Below are 18,226 nucleotides of genomic sequence, written 5' to 3'. Positions count from 1 at the left end.
TAAAACCAACCCCCGGCATGATCAAAGGAATTGAAGGGAACGACCGACAGGGATTGCGGATTCCTCTGGAATATGGCGGCTGCTGAGAGGTTTCCCACATCACATCGTCATCACAAAGCCGGTGATTCGACCGGGGTCAGAGCTCACTCGCTGTAACGTCCTTTGGGTGCGTACCGAACGAAACCTCACCCGTCTGGACCGGGTGTTCGCCAGGCTGGACCGTGAGCCGGAACGACCGGCCCACATCGATGTGCCGAGGATGAGCCGGCACCGGGTCGTGCTGTTCACCGCGACCCTCGCCTTCTATCTGGCGATCGTGTGGGCCATCGTGATCACGTCCTGGCTGGTCCGGCTCGACTGGCAGGTCATGTTCTTCCGGCCGTACCAGCAGTGGCCGGAGATCCACGCCTTCCTCGACTACTACGTGGTGCTCGGCCAGCGCGGCCCCACCGCCGTGATGGTCGCCGCGTGGCTCGGCTGGCGCTCCTGGCGGCAGCACACGCTCCGCCCGCTGCTCACCCTCGGTGCGTCACTGCTGCTGCTCAACATCACGGTCGGCGCCGCCAAGCTCGGCATGGGCCGTCTCGGCCCGCACTACGCCACCACGATCGGTTCGAGCGAGATGGGTCTGGGCGGCGATATATTCCCCAGCGGCCACACCGCCAACGCGGTGGTGACCTGGGGAATCCTGGCCTATCTGGCCTCCACCCCGAGAGCGCGCCGCTGGCTGTCCGCGCTGTCGGCGGTCACCTCGCTCGGCGTCGGCCTCACCACCGTCTACCTCGGTACGCACTGGCTGAGCGACGTGCTGCTGGGCTGGGCCGCCGGCCTGCTGATCCTGCTCGCCCTGCCGTGGTGCGAACCGCTGATCGCCAAGGCCGAGATCGCGATCTTCGACCAGCGCGACCGTTGGCGCGCCCGCCGCGGCCGTACGGTGCCCGCACCGGCGCTCCCGGTCGCTCCCGTGGTGCTCAAGCCGCGGACCGTGCCCGCCGAGGAGCCGGCCCCGGAGCGCGAACCGGCCGCCTCGGTCCGCTCGCCCCGCGCGCCGATCCATCTGGCGCCGGGCCCGCACACGGCCCGCTCCGAGCGCACTCCCGTCACCCCGGCGGGCAGCCGCCGCCCGCCGCACTCGGACCGCGTACCGCGCGGCACCGCCCCGGCGGCCCGCCCGGTGGCGGGCGGCTGACCGCGACCGGCACAGCGGGGTCCGGTACGCACACCCAACCCCCGCCAGAGCGAAGGCCCCTGCTCCTCGATCCAGGAGCAGGGGCCTTCGCCGTGGTCGGTTCAGCCCTTCCAGGCCCGCGCCACCCGGCCGTCCCGCACCTCGAAGTTCAGCCGTCCCACCCGGTACTCCATGGTGATGATCGCGCCCGGCGGCAGGGACCGCACCGTCGACCACCCCCGCTCGCGCGCGAGCCGCTCGGCGCTCGCCGCGTCGAGGCCGACGTACCCTTCCGGACTGTCCTGGGGCTCCGCTGACGGAGTGGGAATCGGTGCCATGCGGCCACGCTAGGCCAGGTCCGGCGGCCACGGAAGTCACGAGCCGGAGAAGGCGCCCGTCCCCCTCCGGTCACACTTCTGTCACAGGATCACGACACGCGTTTTGGTTCGACCGCGTCACACGTCCGAGCGGTTGCGTGCGCCTTCCCGGCGCATTCGAGCGAAATTCCGCGCGTGTTGGGACGGCCCTTCGAAAAGCCGGACGGAAAGGAACCGAAGCGTGGGTCGCGGACGGTTGTCGGAGCCGATTCCATTCCGAATCCACAACGCGCGCGGGAGCTGACACCGCATAAGAGTTTCACCACTTCGACACAGATCCCCCGTACCGCCCGGGCCTCGGCTCACGGCCACGCGTCCCTCACACGGATCGCTCCAGAGCGCGCGACAGCCGGTCCCGGATCGCTCCGATCGACTCGGTGAGCTCGGCCGGCTCCAGCACCTGGAAGTCGAAGCCCGTCATCATCACGTGAATGACCATCACGTCGAGATTCGGGGCGCCGGCGCGCAGGACGCAGGCCTCGGCGCCGTCGGCCTCCAGCATCCCCGCCGAGGGTGAGATCCGCTGGGCGGCGACCTCCAGGGGCACCAGCAGGCGGACGGCGGCGTGGGCGGCGTACGCGCGCGTGGAGACGCCCCGGGAGACATAGGCGGCGAGGTCCTCGGCAGGGGGCTCGCGCGGAGTGAAACGCGGGCCGTGCGGCGGCTTCGGCGTGATGCGGTCGGCACGGAACGTGCGCCAGTCCTCGCGGTCGAGGTCCCAGGCGACCAGGTACCAGCGGTGCTCGGTGCACACCAGGCGGTGCGGTTCGACCGTACGGCGGGTGGAGGCACCGTCGTGGTCCCGGTACTCGAAGCGCAGACGTTCCGCGTCCCGGCACAGGTGGGCCAGTTCCGTGAGCACGGCCGGGTCGACGGTGGAGGGCTGCGGTCCGCGCAGCATCGGCACGGTGAAGGCGTTGAGGGCGCCCACGCGGCGGCGCAGCCGGCCGGGCAGCACCTGCTCCAGCTTCGCCAGGGCCCGCACGGAGCTCTCGCCGATGCCCTCGATGCCCTGCCCGGCGGCGGTGCGCAGGCCCACGGCGACGGCGACCGCCTCGTCGTCGTCCAGGAGCAGCGGCGGCAGTTCGGCCCCCGCGCCGAGCTGGTAGCCGCCGCCGGTGCCGGGGCTGGCGTTGACCGGGTAGCCGAGCTCGCGCAGCCGGTCCACGTCGCGGCGCACCGTGCGAGGGGTGACCCCCAGCCGTTCGGCCAGCTCGGGGCCGGACCACTCGCGGTGGGCCTGGAGGAGCGAGAGCAGGCGCAGCAGTCGTGCCGAGGTCTCCAACATGGCGCCGAGTCTGCCAGCCGTCGCGGACAACCACTGTCCGCGATCAGGGGGTGTAGGGCAGTTGCGGCACGTCGAAGCAGGTGTGGTTCATGTCCCCCTGCGACACCCAGCCCCTGCCGTCCTTCCAGCGGGCCACCGACAGGCATGCCCTGCGGGTCTTCGGCGGCTCGGGAAGCCGCTCGAACGACACCGGGATCAGCAGGCCGTCCGCGGTGTAGTCCCGCGCGCGGCCGACGAAGTCGTCGACGCACGCGCGCGTGATGCCCTTCGCCGCGCAGGCCCTGGCCGCGTCGGTGAACCACCTCGCGGCCGCCCAGCCCTCCAGCTGCCACTGGGAGTGCGTCCTCAGCCCCTTGGTCGCGTCCCGGAACTCCCGTACGGCCGCGTCGCCGGTGTCCTCGTAGTTGCGGCTGGCCCCGGTCACCCACAGGGCGTTGCGGCAGCGCGGGGAGTCCCTGTAGTCCCCGGGGACGTCGGACATCCAGTTCTGGACGTTGGTCACCTTGGCCACGACCCGGGCGCCGACGTCGTCCATCGCCCTGCACAGCTGGGCGTTGCCGTGCGTGTCGATGGCGTCGAAGACCAGGTCGGCGCCCTGTTCCTTCAGATCGGCGGCGACGGCACGGAAGTTGGGCAGCGCGAAGTCGACCTGCTCGGGGACCACCTTGTAGCCCTCGGCCTGCAGTCCCCGCTCGACGAGCCGGGCGTAGGCGGCGGACGCGGCCTGGTTGTAGGAGACGACCGCGGCCGTGCGGGCGCCCTTCTCCCGCTTGAAGTAGCGGTACACCTCCGTGCCGCCGTACAGCTGCCCGCCCCAGCCCGGTGTGCCGTCGCGGGGCGCCAGGCTGCCGTAGATGCCGTACAGGTGCGGCCAGGTGTCGTAGGCGGCGCCGATGGGCTGGCCGCCGATGTCGGGCACGCGCGCGTGGGAGACACGGGAGGCGCCCGCGTAGTCCAGGGACGCGGTGGCGACCAGGGCGACCACCCTGTCCTCGTCGATCAGCCGGTGCACGCACGTGTTGTTGCCGACCCCGCTGCCGCCGTCGTCGCACAGGCGCACCTCGACCCGGCGGCGGTCGATGCCCCCGCGCGCGTTGAGACGGTCGAAGTACGCCTTGGCGCCGTCGCGCGGACCGGTGAACGCGTTGCCGCCGACGGGGCTGGTGGCGCTGGTGATGATGCCGACGCGCAGGGGTGCTCCGCCGCCGGGCGCGGGCGCCCGCGAGTCGTGCTCGAAGTCGCTCTCGGGCAGCCGGCTGCCGCAGGCCGTGCCCACGAGGAGCAGCAGCGCCGCGGCAGCGGTCTCAGCAGCCCGGGTGCGCCGACTGCGAGGCATCGCCGCTCAACTGCACCAGCGCGCACAGCGTGTTGTCGGACACCTTCCAGGTGCCGTCCTGAAGGACGGCCGTCCCGGAGGCGTCGGGCAGTGCGGTGGCACCGTTCAGGGTCAGGCTGTACGTCACGGTCGCCTCGGCCGGCGCGGTGAACTCGACCTTGGTCACCTCGGCCGCGACCTGTCCGCCGCGCTTGTCGCCGTTGAAGCTCTTCAGCACGGCGGACATCCGCTCGCCGTTCTCCAAGACGGTCTGCTTGTCCTTCGTGGCGGTGGCCGGGTCGAAGAACTTCTTCCAGTTCTGCCTGATCTCCTTCTCGGCGGCCGCCGGATCGGCGGGCGCGGTCGCCGGGGCGCTGGTCGTCTGCTCCACGGAGGGCGTCGGGGGTGCGCTCTGGCTGCCACCGCTCTCGTCGCTGCATGCCGCCAGGGCCGGGGCGAGGACGAGGACCAGGGCGGCCGCCAGTGCCGTGACCCGTCCCGCCGCCCGTGGGCCGCGCCCTGTCGTCGTGTGTCCCCGCCTGACGTCGCTCCCGAGAACCATCTGGCTCACCACCGGGTGTCCGTCCGGGCCATGTGCGCCCGGAGCTTTCAGGGTCAGCTTCCAGAGGGCATAGTGCAAGCCATTGGCCGACATGGACAGATACATGACGTGTGGGAGCCGGCGATGCGGACAACGCGACCTCGGACCGTGCACCCCGTCCTCTGGGCCGGGTGGGCCGCGCTGGCCGCGGGCGCCGTGCTGTGCGTCATCGGCTGGTACGGCATCTCGGGCGAGCGGTACGCGGAGCGCCAACTACCCTATCTCGCCTCGTGCACGATACCCGGCGCGGCTCTGATCATCGCCGGATCGGTGCTGCTCACACACGGCAGGAGCGCGCTCGCCGCCGCGCGCGTGGACGAGTTGTACGGGCTGCTGGTGGCCGCCGAACCCATCGCCGCCGAGGAGGCGCAGCAGGCGGCGGCCACGCGCGTGGCGGTCGGCGGGGAGACGCTGATGGTGCCGGGCGGCACGCTGTACCACCGTGCGGACTGCCCGTTGGTGGCGGGAAAGCCGGGGGCGGTCCCGGTGGACGGCAAGCTGCTGGCGAGCGGTGCGCTCGGCCCGTGCCCGATCTGCGAGCCGGATTCCGCGGCGGACCCGTGTCCTCGCTGACGTACGACCTCACGCTCGCCGGTCTCTCCGTGGGCAGCGCCGCCGCGCTCACCGGGATCGGTCTGGTCGTGACGTACCGCGCGACCGGCGTGCTCAACTTCGCGCACGGGGCGATCGCGATGGTGTGCGCGTACGTGCTGCGGGAGTCGGTGGTGGAGTGGGGGTGGCCGCTGTGGCTCGGGGCGGTGGTGACGCTGCTCGTGCTGGCGCCGGGGATCGGTGTGGTGCTGGAACGTCTCGTGTTCCGGCCGCTGTCGGTGCTGGGCGGCGATCCGGCGCAGACCCTGGTGGCGTCCATCGGGGTGTTCGTGCTGCTGGTGGGCGGGGCGGCGCTGGTGTGGGGGCAGGGGGCACGGGACGACGCGCCGGAGCTGGTGTCGGCGGATCCGTGGGGTCAGTTGGCGGTGGCGCTGCTGCTCGCGGCGGGCGTCGGCGTGGTCGTCAGGTGGACCCGGTTCGGGCGGGAGCTGCGGGCGGTGGTGGACGACCGGCAGCTGGCGGTGCTGGGCGGCATCGACGCGGACCGGGTGGCCGCGGCGGGCTGGGCGTTCGGCTCGTTCACCGCGGGCCTGACGGGCGTGCTGCTCGCGCCGTACGTGCGTCTCGACCCGTACGGTCTGCCGCTGCTCGTCATGGAAGTGGTCGCGGTCGCGGTGGCCGCGCGGATGCGCAGCCTGTCCCTCGCGGTGCTGGTGGCGCTCGGCGTCGCGGTCGGGCAGAGCCAGTTGACGCGGCTGCACCCGGCGGGCTGGGAAGGGCAGCTGCTCCAGGCGGTCGGGGCGAATCTCTTCGTCGTGGCGCTCCTGGTCGCGGCCCTGGTCCTGCCGGGCATCGGTACGCGCGACGCCCTGCCGCGCTCGGCCACCGCGCGCGTGCCGACCCCGCCCGGCGCCTGGATCGTGGCCGTGGTGCTGTTCCTGCTGCCACTCGGCTTCGCGGGCTCGGACCTGCACACGTCGGTCCAGGTACCGGCGCTCGGCGTGATCCTGCTGTCCCTGGTGGTCGTCACCGGCCGCGGCGGACAGATCTCCCTGGGACAGGCGGCGTACGCGGGGCTGGGCGCCCTGTTCACGGCGCTGCTCGCGGCGGGCCGCTTCCCGGGTCTGCCACGGCTGCCCGAACTGGCGGCGCTGGCCGTGGCGGTGGTGCTGGTCGCACCGCTCGGTCTGCTGACCGGCCGGCCCGCCATCGGCCGCCACGGCCTGGCCCTGGCGCTGGCCACGTTCGCCGTGGGCGTCGGGGTGAGCCGCTTCGTCTTCGCGCAGCCTTACGCCACCGCCGGGCTGTCGCTGGACCGCCCGGCGGGCCTCGACGGGGACCGCGCGTACTACGTCCTGGAACTGGCCCTGCTGGCCGCCGCGCTGCTGGCGACCCACGCGCTGCGCCGGGGCCGCACCGGACGTGCCCTCGCCGCCATGCGGGACCACGAGGCGGGCGCGGCGGCGGCGGGCGTCCGGGTCCCGTCCCTGAAGCTCCTCGCCTTCGTCTCGGGCGCCGCCCTCGCCGCTCTCGGCGGCGGCATGCTCGGCATGGGGCAGCGCGCGTTCGACCCCGGCGCCTACGACCCCGTGCGCGGACTGCTGTGGTTCGCCGCGGTCGTGGTGCTGGGCGCGGACAGCGCTCTGGGTGCCCTGGCCGCCGCGGCCCTTCTGGTGGGGCTCGACGCGGGGGCCCGGGGCGGGGTGGCGGCGGCGCTGATCGGGGTGCTGGCGGTGCTGGTCGGACGGTTCCCCGGCGGGCCGTACGAGGCGTTGCGTACGGCGGGTCAGCGGCTGCGGCCGCGGCGCGGGGCCCGGCTCACGGCGGTGGGGACGAGGGCGCGCGAGAGACTGCGGCCGCCGGCCGCGCGGGCGGCGCCGCGCATCGGGCACTTCGGCCCGCGGCCGTCGCACGCCACCGCCGTGCCGCGCCCGACGGCCGAGGCGGCCGCACTCCCGCCCCCCGCGGTCCCGCTGCTCGCCGCCCGTCGCCTGCACGCCCGCTACGACGGCTTCACCGCACTCGACGGTGTCGATCTGGAGGTCAGGCCCGGACGGGTCACCGCCGTCGTCGGGCCCAACGGGGCCGGAAAGAGCACGCTGTTCCACTGTCTGGCCGGGACGCTGCGGCCCGCGCGCGGGCAGGTCGTGTTCGGCGGGCGGGACATCACCCGGCTGCCGGCCCACGCCCGCACCCGGCTCGGGATCGCGCGGACCTTCCAGCAGCTTGCCGTGTTCCCGTCGTTGACCGTGGCCGAGAACGTCCGGGTGGGTGCCGAGCAGGGGCGGCTCGCCGACCCCGGCGCGGTGGAGCGGGCGCTGCGGCTGGCCGGGCTCGACGGGTCGGTGCGGGCGCTGCCCGCCGCGGGGCTGCCCACCGGCACGCTGCGCCGGGTCGAGCTGGCCCGGGCGCTGGCCGGCGGCCCCTGCGTGCTGCTGCTCGACGAGCCCGCCGCGGGGCTGGACACCGTTGAAGTGGCCGCGCTGGCCAGGGTGCTGGACGCGCTGGCCGCCGACGGCACCGCCCTGCTGGTCGTCGAGCACGACCTCGACCTTGTCGCCGGTGTCGCCGACGTCGTGCACGTCATGACGGCGGGCCGCATCGTCGCGTCCGGCCCGCCCCGCCAGGTGCTGGACTCGCTCGAAGCGGCGGCGGGGCCATGACCGTCTCACTGCGCCACGCGCGCGTGCGCTACGGCCCCCTGGAGGCCCTGCACGGTGTCAGCCTCGCCGCGCCGGGCCCGGGGCTGACCGTGCTGCTGGGCCGCAACGGCTCCGGTCGCAGCACCGTGCTGCGCGCGCTCGCCGGAACCGTGCCGCTGTCCGGCGGGGCGGTGGTGTGGGACGGCGTCGACATGACCCGGGTGCCCGCGTACGAACGGGCCCGGCGCGGACTGTTCCTGGTCCCCGAGCGGCAGGCCGTGTTCGGGTCGCTGACCGTACGGGAGAACCTGGAACTCATGGCGCCCGCGTACGACTCCGCGCTCGACGCCTATCCGCGGCTGCGCCCCCTGCTCCCCCGCCGCGCGGGCACCCTGTCCGGCGGTGAGCAGCGGATGCTCGCTCTCTCCCGTGCCCTGCTGGCACGCGCGCGTGTGCTGCTCGTCGACGAGCCCGCGCAGGGCATGTCCCCTGCGGTGGCGGCGCGTACGTACGAGCTGCTGAGCGCGCTCGACGCGTGTGTCGTGGTCGCCGAGCAACGGCTGCCGCCGGTGCTGCGCGGGCGGCCCGTGTTCGTGTACGAACTGCGCCGCGGGGCTGTCGTGTTCGGCGGAGAGGCGGGCGAGCGGGCCGTCCGCCCTTGAGGCCGCGGTCGCCGTATGACAGCGCCCCACCCGGTCGGAGAACCGGGTGGGGCGTCATGCCCGGGACAGGGGGAGCGGCTCAGAGCGAGAGGCGCTGCCCGGGCACGATCAGGTCGGGATCACCGCCGATGACGGACTTGTTGGCGGAGTAGATCCGCTGCCAGGTGGTCCCGTGCCGGGCGGCGATGGCGCTCAGTGTGTCGCCCTCGCGGACGGTGTAGTTGCCGCCGGACGAGCCACGGGACGAGTCGCGGTTGGTGTGGCCGGTCGAACGCTTCGGCGCCTTCGACGGCTTGGCCGGGGCTGCCTTCGTGGTGTTCGTGCTGTTCGTGCTCTTGGTGCTTGCCGTACCGGAGGAGGCCGCCGCGGGTGCGGCGCCGTACGCTCCGGCCCGGGCCGAACAGGTCGGCCAGGCACCCCAGCCCTGGGCGTGCTGGACCTTGGTGGCCACGGCGATCTGCTGGGTCCTGCTGGCCCGGTCGGCGGTCGGCGCGTAGGCCGCGCCGCCGTAGGCACGCCAGGTGCCGGCGGAGAACTGGAGTCCGCCGTAGTAGCCGTTGCCGGTGTTGATGTGCCAGTTGCCGCCGCTCTCGCACTGGGCGATGCGGTCCCACACTCCGCCGTCCGCCGCCGCGGCGTTGCCGGTGGCGGCCAGCAGCCCCAGCGGAGCGAGCAGTGCCGCCCCGGCGAGGACCGCCGTCGTACGCGCCCTGCGGGCGGTCTCGCCGCGGGTGCTGTCGTCACGGACGTTGTTGCGAGTGGTATCGGCACATTCGGACATGTAATTCCCTCTCCACGGACCCGGGGTCCCCCACAGGCGGGGCGCGGTCGCCGCGCATGGACGCGGTCGCTCGCGCTCGCCCCGTCCGCCTGAGCCGGTGCTGCGATCTTGCTTGCCTGGTGCGCGGCCGGCGGACGTACCCGAGCGGTGCTCGTTGCACACGGCGGAGGAATGTACGGAGCGTGGCCACCCGCTATCAACCAACTCCTTGTCATTCCAGGCCAGTTCACCGTTACCCCAGGTATCGGCGATTTTCGGCCACCCACTTCATTCGCTGATTTCCTGATTTGTCGACCAGCTCCTCGGGTGATCTGTGACCCACTTCACCGATCCAAAGTCCTTTGCTGTTCGAAGAGTTGACTTTGAGTGGGCGATTCCGTACCGCATGTGACCCTGTGCGGTGGATGGTTCGATTCCGTTCCCCTCCGGGCGTGACCCCCGCCACAGATCGCCCGTTGTCTCCTTCATGAGCCCGGATCCCCCCGGGGCTCATGGACCGGGAGCCACCCGGCCCTTCACGCACGCATCCCGAGGGAGCCACCGTGCCGCGCATGCTCGACGTCAGCGACGCCGTACGCGCCGAGATCGGCGACGAAGAAGCCGACCGGCTGCTCGCCGGAGAGAACGCCCCGGGCAGTTACGACTGCACGTCCTGCCGCACCCCGGGCGACTCCGAGCAGGAGCGCACCAGCACCGTCCTGTTCATCGGGGACGAGACCGCCGTCCTCGCCTTCGCCCACGCCACCTGTCTGCCCTCGCAGGTCGTCCAGGTCACCGAGGAGCAGCTGCAGGGCGCGGTCCGCTCCATCAACGGGGACGGCGCCCCCGGCGGAGACGCGCACCGGGCCGTGCCCGAGCAGGCCGTGCTCGGCGTCACCAGCGGACTGGTGCTGATCGCCGGGGAGTTGCACCCGGCGCTCGTCGTGGAGCCGACCACGCCGATCGTGCGGCCCGGCACCACGGGCGTGGGCGACGACTTCCTGCCGCTGCTAATCGAGCAGGGGTACATGCCGGTGACCCAGATCAGCGCGGTGCCCCCGGTGCTGCACGGGTGGTCGGTGCTGCTGGCGGTGGGCCAGCTGCACGCGGTGCTCCAGCCCGGCACCCACGGCGGCCAGCCGGTCGCCTGGTGGCAGGCGCACCAGCCGCTGCAGGTCACGGACGGCTGGCGGGCGGCGGCGAACAAGCACCAGCAGGTGCTGCTGTTCGCGGCTCCGGTGGGCTCCATCGGGCGTCAGCCGCGCGAGGACCTGCTGCGGGACGCGCTCGACAAGGCGGCGGCCAACGGGAAGCTGGTCGCGGCGGCGCTGCCGCTCGCGGGTACCTGACGGCGAAGCGGCCCCATGCCCCCGAAGGGGCGCCCCACGACCGCATCTCTTCCCGCACACGGTCGTTTGGACATACGTGCACGCATACGACGTTCCTCCCCGCCGTCCGTCCTTCTCCTCGATCCCGTCCGCACGGGCGGCGCAGGAGAGCGCGGCCGTGTCATCGCCGACCCCCATCTACGACACGCTCTACGCGGAGTGGGTCAAGATGCTCCGGGCGCTGCCGGGCGACCGCAGCGGCGAGGAGGAACTGGGGTTCGTCGCCTTCGGGATCGCCCCGCACAACGCCGGCACCTATGGCACGGGAACGTACGGCACGGGGTCGCACGGCTCGAACTCGTACAGCGCGTACAGCGCGGGTGCGTACAGCGCCCGCCACGGCACCGGGCAGCAGCAGGCGCAGTGGCAGCGGGTCGGGACGATCGGGCGGCACGACACAGGGATGCACCATGTCCCCGCGGCGCTGCCACCGGGACCGCGCCGGGGCATGTGAGCCTGGGTGTGTGACATGCGAAAGGGCGGCCCTTCACCAAGGGCCGCCCTTTCGCCTGCCGTCACTTCTTCTTCGTACCGCGCTTCTCGCGCACCCGCACCGAGATATGGATCGGCGTCCCCTCGAAGCCGAACTCCTCGCGCAGCCGGCGCTCGATGAAGCGGCGGTAGCCCGCCTCGATGAAGCCGGAGGCGAACAGCACGAACCGCGGGGGCTTGGTGCCGGCCTGGGTGCCGAACAGGATGCGCGGCTGCTTGCCGCCCCGGACCGGGTGCGGGTGGGCCGAGACCAGTTCGCCGAGGAAGGCGTTGAGGCGGCCGGTCGGCACGCGTGTCTCCCAGCCCGCGAGCGCGGTCTCGATCGCCGGGACCAGCTTCTCCATGTGGCGGCCGGTGCGCGCGGAGACATTGACCCGCGGCGCCCAGGCGACCTGGCCGAGCTCGGTCTCGATCTCGCGCTCCAGGTAGTAGCGCCGCTCCTCGTCGAGGTTGTCCCACTTGTTGTAGGCGATGACCATCGCGCGGCCCGCCTCGACGGCCATGGTGATGATCCGCTGGTCCTGCACGGAGATGTTCTCGGAGGCGTCGATCAGGACGACCGCCACCTCGGCCTTCTCCACCGCCGCCGCGGTGCGCAGCGAGGCGTAGTAGTCGGCGCCCTGCTGGAGGTGGACCCGCTTGCGGATGCCGGCGGTGTCGACGAACTTCCAGGTGACGCCGCCCAGTTCGATCAGCTCGTCGACCGGGTCACGGGTGGTGCCCGCGAGTTCGTTGACGACGACGCGCTCCTCCCCCGCGACCTTGTTCAGCAGCGAGGACTTGCCCACGTTCGGGCGGCCGATCAGCGCGATGCGGCGCGGGCCGCCGACGGCGGTGCCGAAGGTCTGCTCGGGCGCGTCAGGCAGCACCTCCAGGACGGCGTCCAGCATGTCGCCGGTGCCGCGGCCGTGCAGCGCCGAGACGGGGTGCGGCTCACCGAGCCCGAGGGACCACAGGTACGCGGCATCCGCTTCGCCGCTCGGTCCGTCGACCTTGTTGGCGGCCAGCACCACGGGCTTGCCGGCCTTGCGCAGCAGACGTACGACGGCCTCGTCGGTGTCGGTCGCGCCGACCTTGGCGTCGACGACGAAGACGACCGCGTCGGCCGCCTCGATCGCGTACTCGGCCTGGGCGGCCACGGAGGCGTCGATGCCGAGGACGTCCTGCTCCCAGCCGCCGGTGTCGACGACCTTGAAGCGGCGGCCCGCCCACTCGGCCTCGTAGGTCACACGGTCGCGGGTGACGCCCGGCTTGTCCTCGACGACCGCCTCGCGGCGGCCGATGATCCGGTTCACCAGGGTCGACTTGCCGACGTTCGGCCGGCCGACGACGGCGAGCACGGGCAGCGGGCCGTGGCCCGCCGCCTCGATGGCGCCCTCGACGTCCGCGATGTCGAAGCCCTCTTCCGCGGCGAGCTCCATGAACTCCGCGTACTCGGCGTCGCCAAGCGCTCCGTGGTCATGCTCTTCGAGCGAACCCTCGGAGTGGATGTCGTCGTTCATGAAGTCCGTACCTCGTTCATCGTGGTGATCGGTGGAGCACCCTGTGGGGGCTGATCCACTACTCAGTGTCGCCTAGCGCCCGGTCAGGCGCCTGGCGTTTTCCAGGTGCTCGGTGAGCTGCTTCTGGATGCGCTCGGTCGCCTCGTCCAGCGCCCTGCGCGTGCGTCGTCCGCTGCCGTCGCCCGCCTCGAAGGGGTCGCCGAAGACGACGTCGACACGGGAGCGAAGCGGGGGCAGTCCCTTCATCAACCGTCCCTGCCGCTCGGAACTTCCCAGCACGGCCACGGGCACAATGGGGGCGCCGCTGCGGACCGCGAAGTAGGCGAGGCCCGCACGCAGCGAGGCGAAGTCGCCCTCGCCCCGGGTGCCCTCCGGGAAGATGCCGAGCACTTCCCCGGCCTCCAGCACGCCCAGCGCCCGCGCGATCGCCGTGCGGTCGGTGCTCTCGCGGTCCACCTTCACCTGGCCGATGCCGGTCAGGAACCGGCCGAGCGGACCGACGAACGCCTCCTTCTTGATCAGGAAGTGCGTCGGCCGGGGCGCCACGCCCATGACCATCGGGCCGTCGATGTTGTGGGAGTGGTTGACGGCGAAGATCACCGGGCCGGTCGCGGGCACCTTCCAGGCGCCGAGCACACGGGGCTTCCACAGCCCGTACATCAGGCCGACGCCGATGCGCCGCCCGACCTCGGCGCCTCTCGCCGAAGCAGCTTCGGTCACTTTCCGGCCCGCTTCTCCTCGACGAGGGTGACGACGCACTCGATGACCTGCGGCAGCGTGAGGTCGGTGGTGTCCACCTCGACCGCGTCACCCGCCTTGGCGAGCGGCGAGGCCTTACGGCTGGAGTCGGCCGCGTCACGCTTGATCAGCGCCTCGCGGGTGGCGTGGACGTCCGCGCCCTTGAGCTCACCGCTGCGGCGGGCGGCGCGGGCCTCCGGGGAGGCGGTCAGGAAGATCTTCAGGTCGGCGTCCGGCAGCACCGTGGTGCCGATGTCACGGCCCTCGACCACTATGCCGACCTCGGCGGTGGCGGCCAGCGTGCGCTGCAGCTCGGTGATCCGGGCGCGCACCTCGGGCACCGCGCTGACCGCGCTGACCTTGGAGGTGACGTCCTGGGTGCGGATCGGGCCGGCCACGTCGACGCCGTCGACCGTGATCGTGGGGTTGGCCGGGTCGGTGCCCGAGACGATCTCCGGCTTGCCCGCCACGGCGGCGATCGCGGTGGGGTCCTCCAGGTCGATGCCGTTGTTCACCATCCACCAGGTGATCGCCCGGTACTGGGCCCCGGTGTCCAGGTAGCTCAGGCCGAGCTTCGAGGCCACGGCCTTCGACGTGCTCGACTTGCCCGTGCCGGAGGGGCCGTCGATCGCGACGATCACGGGCAGGGCGGTCCGGGCGGCGCCGTTTTCCACGGGGGGACACCTTCCTGGTGCGGTGTGGTGGGTGTGCGGGACGCGAGGGCGCCCCGCACAAGGTTACTGGGTGCGGGTCACTCGTCCGGACGCGAGAGGTACGGGACCTCGCAGCATCGTGGCGCACACCACGGCCGCACCGGCGGCGCCGGGCGCCCTACTGCCGGATCGCCCAGCCCCGCTCCCTCAAGGCAGCGGCCAGCGCCACCGCCGCCTTCGGCTCCACCATCAGCTGCACCAGACCGGCCTGCTGCCCGGTCGCGTGCTCGATGCGTACGTCCTCGATGTTGACGCCGGCCCGTCCCGCGTCGGCGAAGATGCGGGCCAGCTGGCCGGGCTGGTCGTCGATGAGCACGGCGACCGTCTCGTAGATCCGCGGAGCGGACCCGTGCTTGCCGGGCACCCGGACCTGCCCCGCGTTCCCGCGCCGCAGCACGTCCTCGATCCCGGAGCTGCCCTCCTGCCGCTTGGCGTCGTCGGTCGACTGCAGGGCGCGCAGGGCCCGGACGGTCTCGTCGAGGTCGGCGGAGACGTCGGCGAGCAGATCGGCGACCGGACCGGGGTTCGCGGACAGGATGTCGATCCACATCCGGGGGTCGGACGCGGCGATCCGGGTCACGTCCCGAATGCCCTGGCCGCACAGCCGTACGGCCGTCTCCTCGGCGTGCTCCAGGCGCGCGGCGACCATGCTGGAGACCAGGTGGGGCATGTGGGAGACCAGGGCGACGGCACGGTCGTGGGCGTCGGCGTCCATGACCACCGGCACCGCCCGGCAGTGCGAGACCAGCTCCAGGGCGAGGTTCAGCACCTCGGTGTCCGTGTCACGGGTGGGCGTCAGCACCCAGGGGCGGCCCTCGAAGAGGTCGCCGCTCGCGGCCAGCGGGCCGGACTTCTCCCGGCCCGACATGGGGTGCGTGCCGATGTACGACGACAGGTCGAGGCCCAGCGACTCCAGCTCGCGGCGCGGACCGCCCTTGACGCTGGCCACGTCGAGATAGCCGCGGGCCGCGTTGCGGCGCATGGCGTCGGCGAGGACCGCGGACACATGTGCGGGCGGGGCGGCCACGACGGCGAGGTCGACGGTACCCTCCGGGGCCTCGTCCGTGCCGGCGCCCAGCGCGGCCGCCGTACGGGCCTGCTCGGGGTTGTAGTCGGCGAGGTGGACGGTCACGCCGCGCTGGGTCAGGGCGAGCGCGGCGGACGTGCCGATGAGGCCGGTGCCGATGACGAGAGCGGTCCTCACTGGGCGATGTCCTTGCGCAGGGCGGCCGCGGCGCCGAGGTAGACATGCGCGATGTCGGCGCGGGGCCGCTCCGACTCGATGTGGGCGAGGACGCGGACCACCCGGGGCATGCCGCCCTCGATGTCCAGCTCCTGGGCGCAGATCAGCGGCACGTCGACGATGCCGAGCTTGCGGGCGGCGGCCGCCGGGAAGTCGCTGTGCAGATCGGGAGTGGCCGTGAACCAGATGCTGATCAGGTCGTCCGCGCTCAGCCCGTTCCGCTCCAGGATGGCGGTGAGCAGGGCTCCGACCTGCTCGTCCATGTGGCCGGCCTCGTCCCGTTCCAGCTGGACGGCCCCCCGGACCGCTCGTACCGCCACGGCGCTGCTCCTTGCTGAGATGCGTATCGGCTGTTGGTCCGTCCAGCGTAGTCAGGGCGGGCCGGTGCGGTGGGCGGCGCCCGCCCGCTGAGACGGTCACCCCGAGCGGTGAACCTTCCCAATGTCACCCATATCGCCGTATCCGGCTACTTCGTGTGAGAACACCCCCGTGCGCCTCTTTACGTCGGGGCCGCCGGTCCGCTCTGATGTCAGCAAGCCCGCCTCGGGGGAGGCCCGTCATGAAACGTCCCGGACCTTTGCTGACCCTCCTCGCGGGTCTGCTGCTCGGCCTGTTCCTGCTGACGCTCGACGCGACGACGGGGTCGAGGCACACGGTGCCCACGTACAAGGAGCGGTCGCCCGTCCCGACGCCGGCCGGATCCGCCACGTCACCCGCTCCCACCCCGTCCCGCGCCCGGATCGCCGACGCCTCCTACGCGGGCCGCACCGACGACGACTCCTCCTCGGTGGCCGTGTCGATCCGCGGTGGCAAGGCGATCGCGTACTTGCGCGGCGCGAAGATCGACGGCGGCTGGATCGTGCTGTCCGACGGCCGGCAGGTCGGCATCCTCAGCCGCGACGGCAAGGCAGGCGCCGCGCCCCGCATCGACCCGGCGACCGGCGCGGTCACGGTCGACGGCGAGCGGCTGACGGCACGTCCTGTGACCCCGTGACCCCGTGACCGGAGGGAGCCGACCATGAACGTCGACCCGAACGCCGCCACTCAGGGCTTCCCCTCGCCCGAATCCCGCCCGCACCCGGCCCGCTATCTCGTCCCGGCGCTGGTGGCCGCCGCTGTCGCGGTCGCCCTCGGTGTGTACGGAAAGGTCCACCATCCGACGGGGACCGCCTTCAATCTCGCCGGGTTCAGCAGCACGGGCGCCGTGAAGTCGTGGCTGGCGACCACCGCGGTCTTCTTCGCGGTGATCCAGCTGGTATCGGCGCTGATGATGTACGGGAAGCTGCCCGGGCCGGGCTGGGCGCCGGTACTGCACCGCTGGTCGGGCCGGGTGGCGTTCCTGGTGGCGGTCCCGGTGGCGGTGCACTGTCTGTACGCGTTCGGCTATCAGACGTATGAAACACGCGTTTTGTGGCACTCCCTCCTGGGTTGCTTCTTCTTCGGTGCTTTCAGTGCCAAGATGCTGCTGCTCCGCTCGGAGCGTCTTCCCGGCTGGCTGCTGCCGGTCGTCGGCGGACTGGTGTTCGCCGTGCTCACGGTCATCTGGCTGACCTCGGCCTTCTGGTTCTTCCGCACGTTCGGAGTGACGACATGACGCACGACTCGACGCGGCGCACTGCTCTCGCGACCGGCGCGGCGGCGCTCGCGGCGGGTTGCGCGGGGTGCAGCAACTACGGCGAGAGCACGAACTCCAGCGAGAAGAAGGAGTCCGGGACCAAGGAGTCCGGACCGTCCGTGGCCGCCACCGCCGGGCAGGCGCTGGCGAAGACCAGCCAGATCCCGGTCGGCGGCGGCACGATCTTCAAGGAACAGAAGATCGTGGTCACCCAGCCGAGCCAGAACGAGTTCAAGGCCTTCTCGGCCGTCTGCACCCATCGGGGCTGCACCGTGGCCCAGGTCGCGGACCGCACGATCGACTGCCCCTGTCACGGCAGCAAGTTCGACATCAGCAACGGCGCGGTGGCCCACGGCCCGGCGACCGAGCCGCTGCCGCCGGAGAACATCAAGGTCAACGGGGATTCGATCCACCTGGCGTGACCCCGAGCCGGACGCGCACCACGAAGTCGTGCAGGGCGTCATGGGCGCTGGGCGCGTCGGGCAGCTCCGAGGCGCTCTGGGCCTCGTCGAGCACGGAGTGCAGGCGTTCCACGTCGGCCTCCACGCGCGCGTGGTCGACCTCGGCGGCCCCGTGCTCCCGCTCCGCCTTCGCCGCTATCAGCTCCGGCAGACAGGCGGGCGCGTCCGGTCCCGCGGCGAGCGTGGGCAGATGGGCCTGCACCTGTCCGCTGCGCATCAGATGGATGCCGGTGAGCAGCACCCGGAACGTGTAGAGCAGCGGCTTGAGTTCACCGGTCTTCTCGAAGAGCCGCCACTGCGTGACCGCGAACCCCCGGTAGTGGTGGGCGTGATGACGGGTCAGGACGCCGGCCGCGAGCTCGGCCAGCTCGCTGTGCGCGTCGGTGGTGTGCACGACCAGGGGTGAGAGCAGCTGCTCCAGGACGTAGCCGTTGCGGCGCAGCATCAGTCGTACGAACTTGCGCAGATCGTGGGTGACGAGGTCCAGCTCGACGCCGTGGCGCACCCAGGTCCGTGACCGCGTCTCGTCCGGCTCCCGCAGCCCCACCAGGTCGGCGGCGGGCAGCAGATGGACGCCCCGCAGGTCCAGGTCGGAGTCCTGCGAGGGGAAGCCGTACAGATGCGCGCCGGAGACGGTCGCGAACAGCAGGGGGTCGGGCTGCTCGGCGATGACGGGCGTCAGGTCCAGGTCGAGATCGTCGATCATGGG

Annotated in this window: 20 protein-coding genes; 9 read left to right on the top strand and 11 right to left on the bottom strand. The window is 72.4% G+C overall.

Annotated elements, in window-relative coordinates; translation table 11 throughout:
* Positions 1 to 166: 166 nt before the first annotated feature.
* Positions 167 to 1,189, top strand: a complete 1,023-nt coding sequence (locus AB0I54_RS15920) for a phosphatase PAP2 family protein (protein WP_363296576.1) — start codon at positions 167 to 169, stop codon at positions 1,187 to 1,189.
* 101 nt (positions 1,190 to 1,290) lie between these two features.
* On the opposite strand, the gene AB0I54_RS15915 is transcribed toward AB0I54_RS15920, so the two are convergent.
* From AB0I54_RS15915 to AB0I54_RS15900, 4 genes are all read right to left on the bottom strand, one after another.
* Positions 1,291 to 1,506, bottom strand: a complete 216-nt coding sequence (locus tag AB0I54_RS15915) for an I78 family peptidase inhibitor (protein WP_263207083.1) — start codon at positions 1,504 to 1,506, stop codon at positions 1,291 to 1,293.
* Between the two features lie 358 nt (positions 1,507 to 1,864).
* Complete coding sequence (locus tag AB0I54_RS15910) at positions 1,865 to 2,833, bottom strand: YafY family protein (RefSeq protein ID WP_363296575.1); 969 nt, start codon at positions 2,831 to 2,833, stop codon at positions 1,865 to 1,867.
* A gap of 43 nt (positions 2,834 to 2,876) precedes the next feature.
* Positions 2,877 to 4,169, bottom strand: coding sequence for an ABC transporter substrate-binding protein (locus AB0I54_RS15905; RefSeq protein WP_363296574.1), 1,293 nt, complete (start codon positions 4,167 to 4,169; stop codon positions 2,877 to 2,879).
* Positions 4,138 to 4,710 (bottom strand): hypothetical protein, encoded by a 573-nt coding sequence (locus AB0I54_RS15900; protein ID WP_363296573.1) that lies wholly within the window; start codon positions 4,708 to 4,710, stop codon positions 4,138 to 4,140. Before AB0I54_RS15900 ends, AB0I54_RS15905 begins: the two co-directional genes overlap by 32 nt.
* Positions 4,711 to 4,833: 123 nt before the next feature.
* Here AB0I54_RS15900 and AB0I54_RS15895 point away from each other — a divergent pair, with 123 nt between their 5' ends.
* From AB0I54_RS15895 to AB0I54_RS15885, 3 genes are read left to right on the top strand one after another with little or no spacing between them, the layout of a single operon-like run.
* Entirely contained in the window at positions 4,834 to 5,322 is a 489-nt protein-coding gene (locus AB0I54_RS15895) for a hypothetical protein (RefSeq protein ID WP_363296572.1), read from the top strand.
* Positions 5,310 to 7,964, top strand: a complete 2,655-nt coding sequence (locus AB0I54_RS15890; RefSeq protein ID WP_363296943.1) for an ATP-binding cassette domain-containing protein — start codon at positions 5,310 to 5,312, stop codon at positions 7,962 to 7,964. Before AB0I54_RS15895 ends, AB0I54_RS15890 begins: the two co-directional genes overlap by 13 nt.
* Complete coding sequence (locus AB0I54_RS15885) at positions 7,961 to 8,605, top strand: ATP-binding cassette domain-containing protein (protein ID WP_363296571.1); 645 nt, start codon at positions 7,961 to 7,963, stop codon at positions 8,603 to 8,605. Before AB0I54_RS15890 ends, AB0I54_RS15885 begins: the two co-directional genes overlap by 4 nt.
* A gap of 79 nt (positions 8,606 to 8,684) precedes the next feature.
* Here the strand turns inward: AB0I54_RS15885 and AB0I54_RS15880 are convergent, their stop codons facing one another.
* Positions 8,685 to 9,386 (bottom strand): transglycosylase family protein, encoded by a 702-nt coding sequence (locus tag AB0I54_RS15880; protein ID WP_363296570.1) that lies wholly within the window; start codon positions 9,384 to 9,386, stop codon positions 8,685 to 8,687.
* 542 nt (positions 9,387 to 9,928) lie between these two features.
* On the opposite strand from AB0I54_RS15880, the gene AB0I54_RS15875 reads away from it, so the two are divergent.
* Both AB0I54_RS15875 and AB0I54_RS15870 read left to right on the top strand, forming a co-directional pair.
* Positions 9,929 to 10,714, top strand: coding sequence for a hypothetical protein (locus tag AB0I54_RS15875; protein ID WP_363296569.1), 786 nt, complete (start codon positions 9,929 to 9,931; stop codon positions 10,712 to 10,714).
* 76 nt (positions 10,715 to 10,790) lie between these two features.
* On the top strand, positions 10,791 to 11,207 hold the full coding sequence (locus AB0I54_RS15870) for a hypothetical protein (protein ID WP_363296568.1): 417 nt from the start codon (positions 10,791 to 10,793) through the stop codon (positions 11,205 to 11,207).
* Positions 11,208 to 11,268: 61 nt separating this feature from the next.
* Here the strand turns inward: AB0I54_RS15870 and der are convergent, their stop codons facing one another.
* The 5 genes from der to aroH all read right to left on the bottom strand — a co-directional run bounded on the left by der (position 11,269) and on the right by aroH (position 15,761).
* A complete protein-coding gene (der, locus tag AB0I54_RS15865; RefSeq protein WP_363296567.1) occupies positions 11,269 to 12,747 on the bottom strand; it encodes a ribosome biogenesis GTPase Der in 1,479 nt (492 codons plus the stop codon).
* Between the two features lie 72 nt (positions 12,748 to 12,819).
* On the bottom strand, positions 12,820 to 13,467 hold the full coding sequence (locus tag AB0I54_RS15860; RefSeq protein WP_363296566.1) for a lysophospholipid acyltransferase family protein: 648 nt from the start codon (positions 13,465 to 13,467) through the stop codon (positions 12,820 to 12,822).
* Complete coding sequence (gene cmk, locus AB0I54_RS15855) at positions 13,464 to 14,159, bottom strand: (d)CMP kinase (RefSeq protein WP_363296565.1); 696 nt, start codon at positions 14,157 to 14,159, stop codon at positions 13,464 to 13,466. The genes AB0I54_RS15860 and cmk overlap by 4 nt, the downstream gene beginning before the upstream one ends.
* A 157-nt stretch (positions 14,160 to 14,316) precedes the next feature.
* A complete protein-coding gene (locus tag AB0I54_RS15850; RefSeq protein ID WP_363296564.1) occupies positions 14,317 to 15,402 on the bottom strand; it encodes a prephenate dehydrogenase in 1,086 nt (361 codons plus the stop codon).
* Positions 15,399 to 15,761, bottom strand: a complete 363-nt coding sequence (gene aroH / locus AB0I54_RS15845; RefSeq protein ID WP_363296563.1) for a chorismate mutase — start codon at positions 15,759 to 15,761, stop codon at positions 15,399 to 15,401. The genes AB0I54_RS15850 and aroH overlap by 4 nt, the downstream gene beginning before the upstream one ends.
* Before the next feature lie 239 nt (positions 15,762 to 16,000).
* Between aroH and AB0I54_RS15840 the strand changes: the two genes are divergently transcribed.
* Genes AB0I54_RS15840 through AB0I54_RS15830 form a run of 3 tightly spaced genes read left to right on the top strand, consistent with a single transcriptional unit; the run spans position 16,001 to position 17,478 of the window.
* Entirely contained in the window at positions 16,001 to 16,435 is a 435-nt protein-coding gene (locus AB0I54_RS15840) for a hypothetical protein (RefSeq protein ID WP_363296562.1), read from the top strand.
* Between the two features lie 24 nt (positions 16,436 to 16,459).
* Positions 16,460 to 17,035, top strand: a complete 576-nt coding sequence (locus tag AB0I54_RS15835) for a DUF6529 family protein (RefSeq protein WP_363296561.1) — start codon at positions 16,460 to 16,462, stop codon at positions 17,033 to 17,035.
* Positions 17,032 to 17,478, top strand: coding sequence for a Rieske (2Fe-2S) protein (locus AB0I54_RS15830; RefSeq protein WP_363296560.1), 447 nt, complete (start codon positions 17,032 to 17,034; stop codon positions 17,476 to 17,478). The genes AB0I54_RS15835 and AB0I54_RS15830 overlap by 4 nt, the downstream gene beginning before the upstream one ends.
* Here the strand turns inward: AB0I54_RS15830 and AB0I54_RS15825 are convergent.
* Positions 17,450 to 18,223: a nucleotidyltransferase domain-containing protein gene (locus tag AB0I54_RS15825; RefSeq protein ID WP_363296559.1), complete on the bottom strand. Its 774-nt coding sequence runs from the start codon at positions 18,221 to 18,223 to the stop codon at positions 17,450 to 17,452. The two genes, AB0I54_RS15830 and AB0I54_RS15825, sit on opposite strands and share 29 nt — an antisense overlap.
* Positions 18,224 to 18,226 lie beyond the last annotated feature (3 nt).

The sequence above is a fragment of the Streptomyces sp. NPDC050625 genome, assembly GCF_040654755.1.
Lineage (GTDB): Bacteria > Actinomycetota > Actinomycetes > Streptomycetales > Streptomycetaceae > Streptomyces.
Note: the sequence above shows the minus strand (reverse complement) of the source record. Positions and strands in the feature narration are given on the sequence as shown.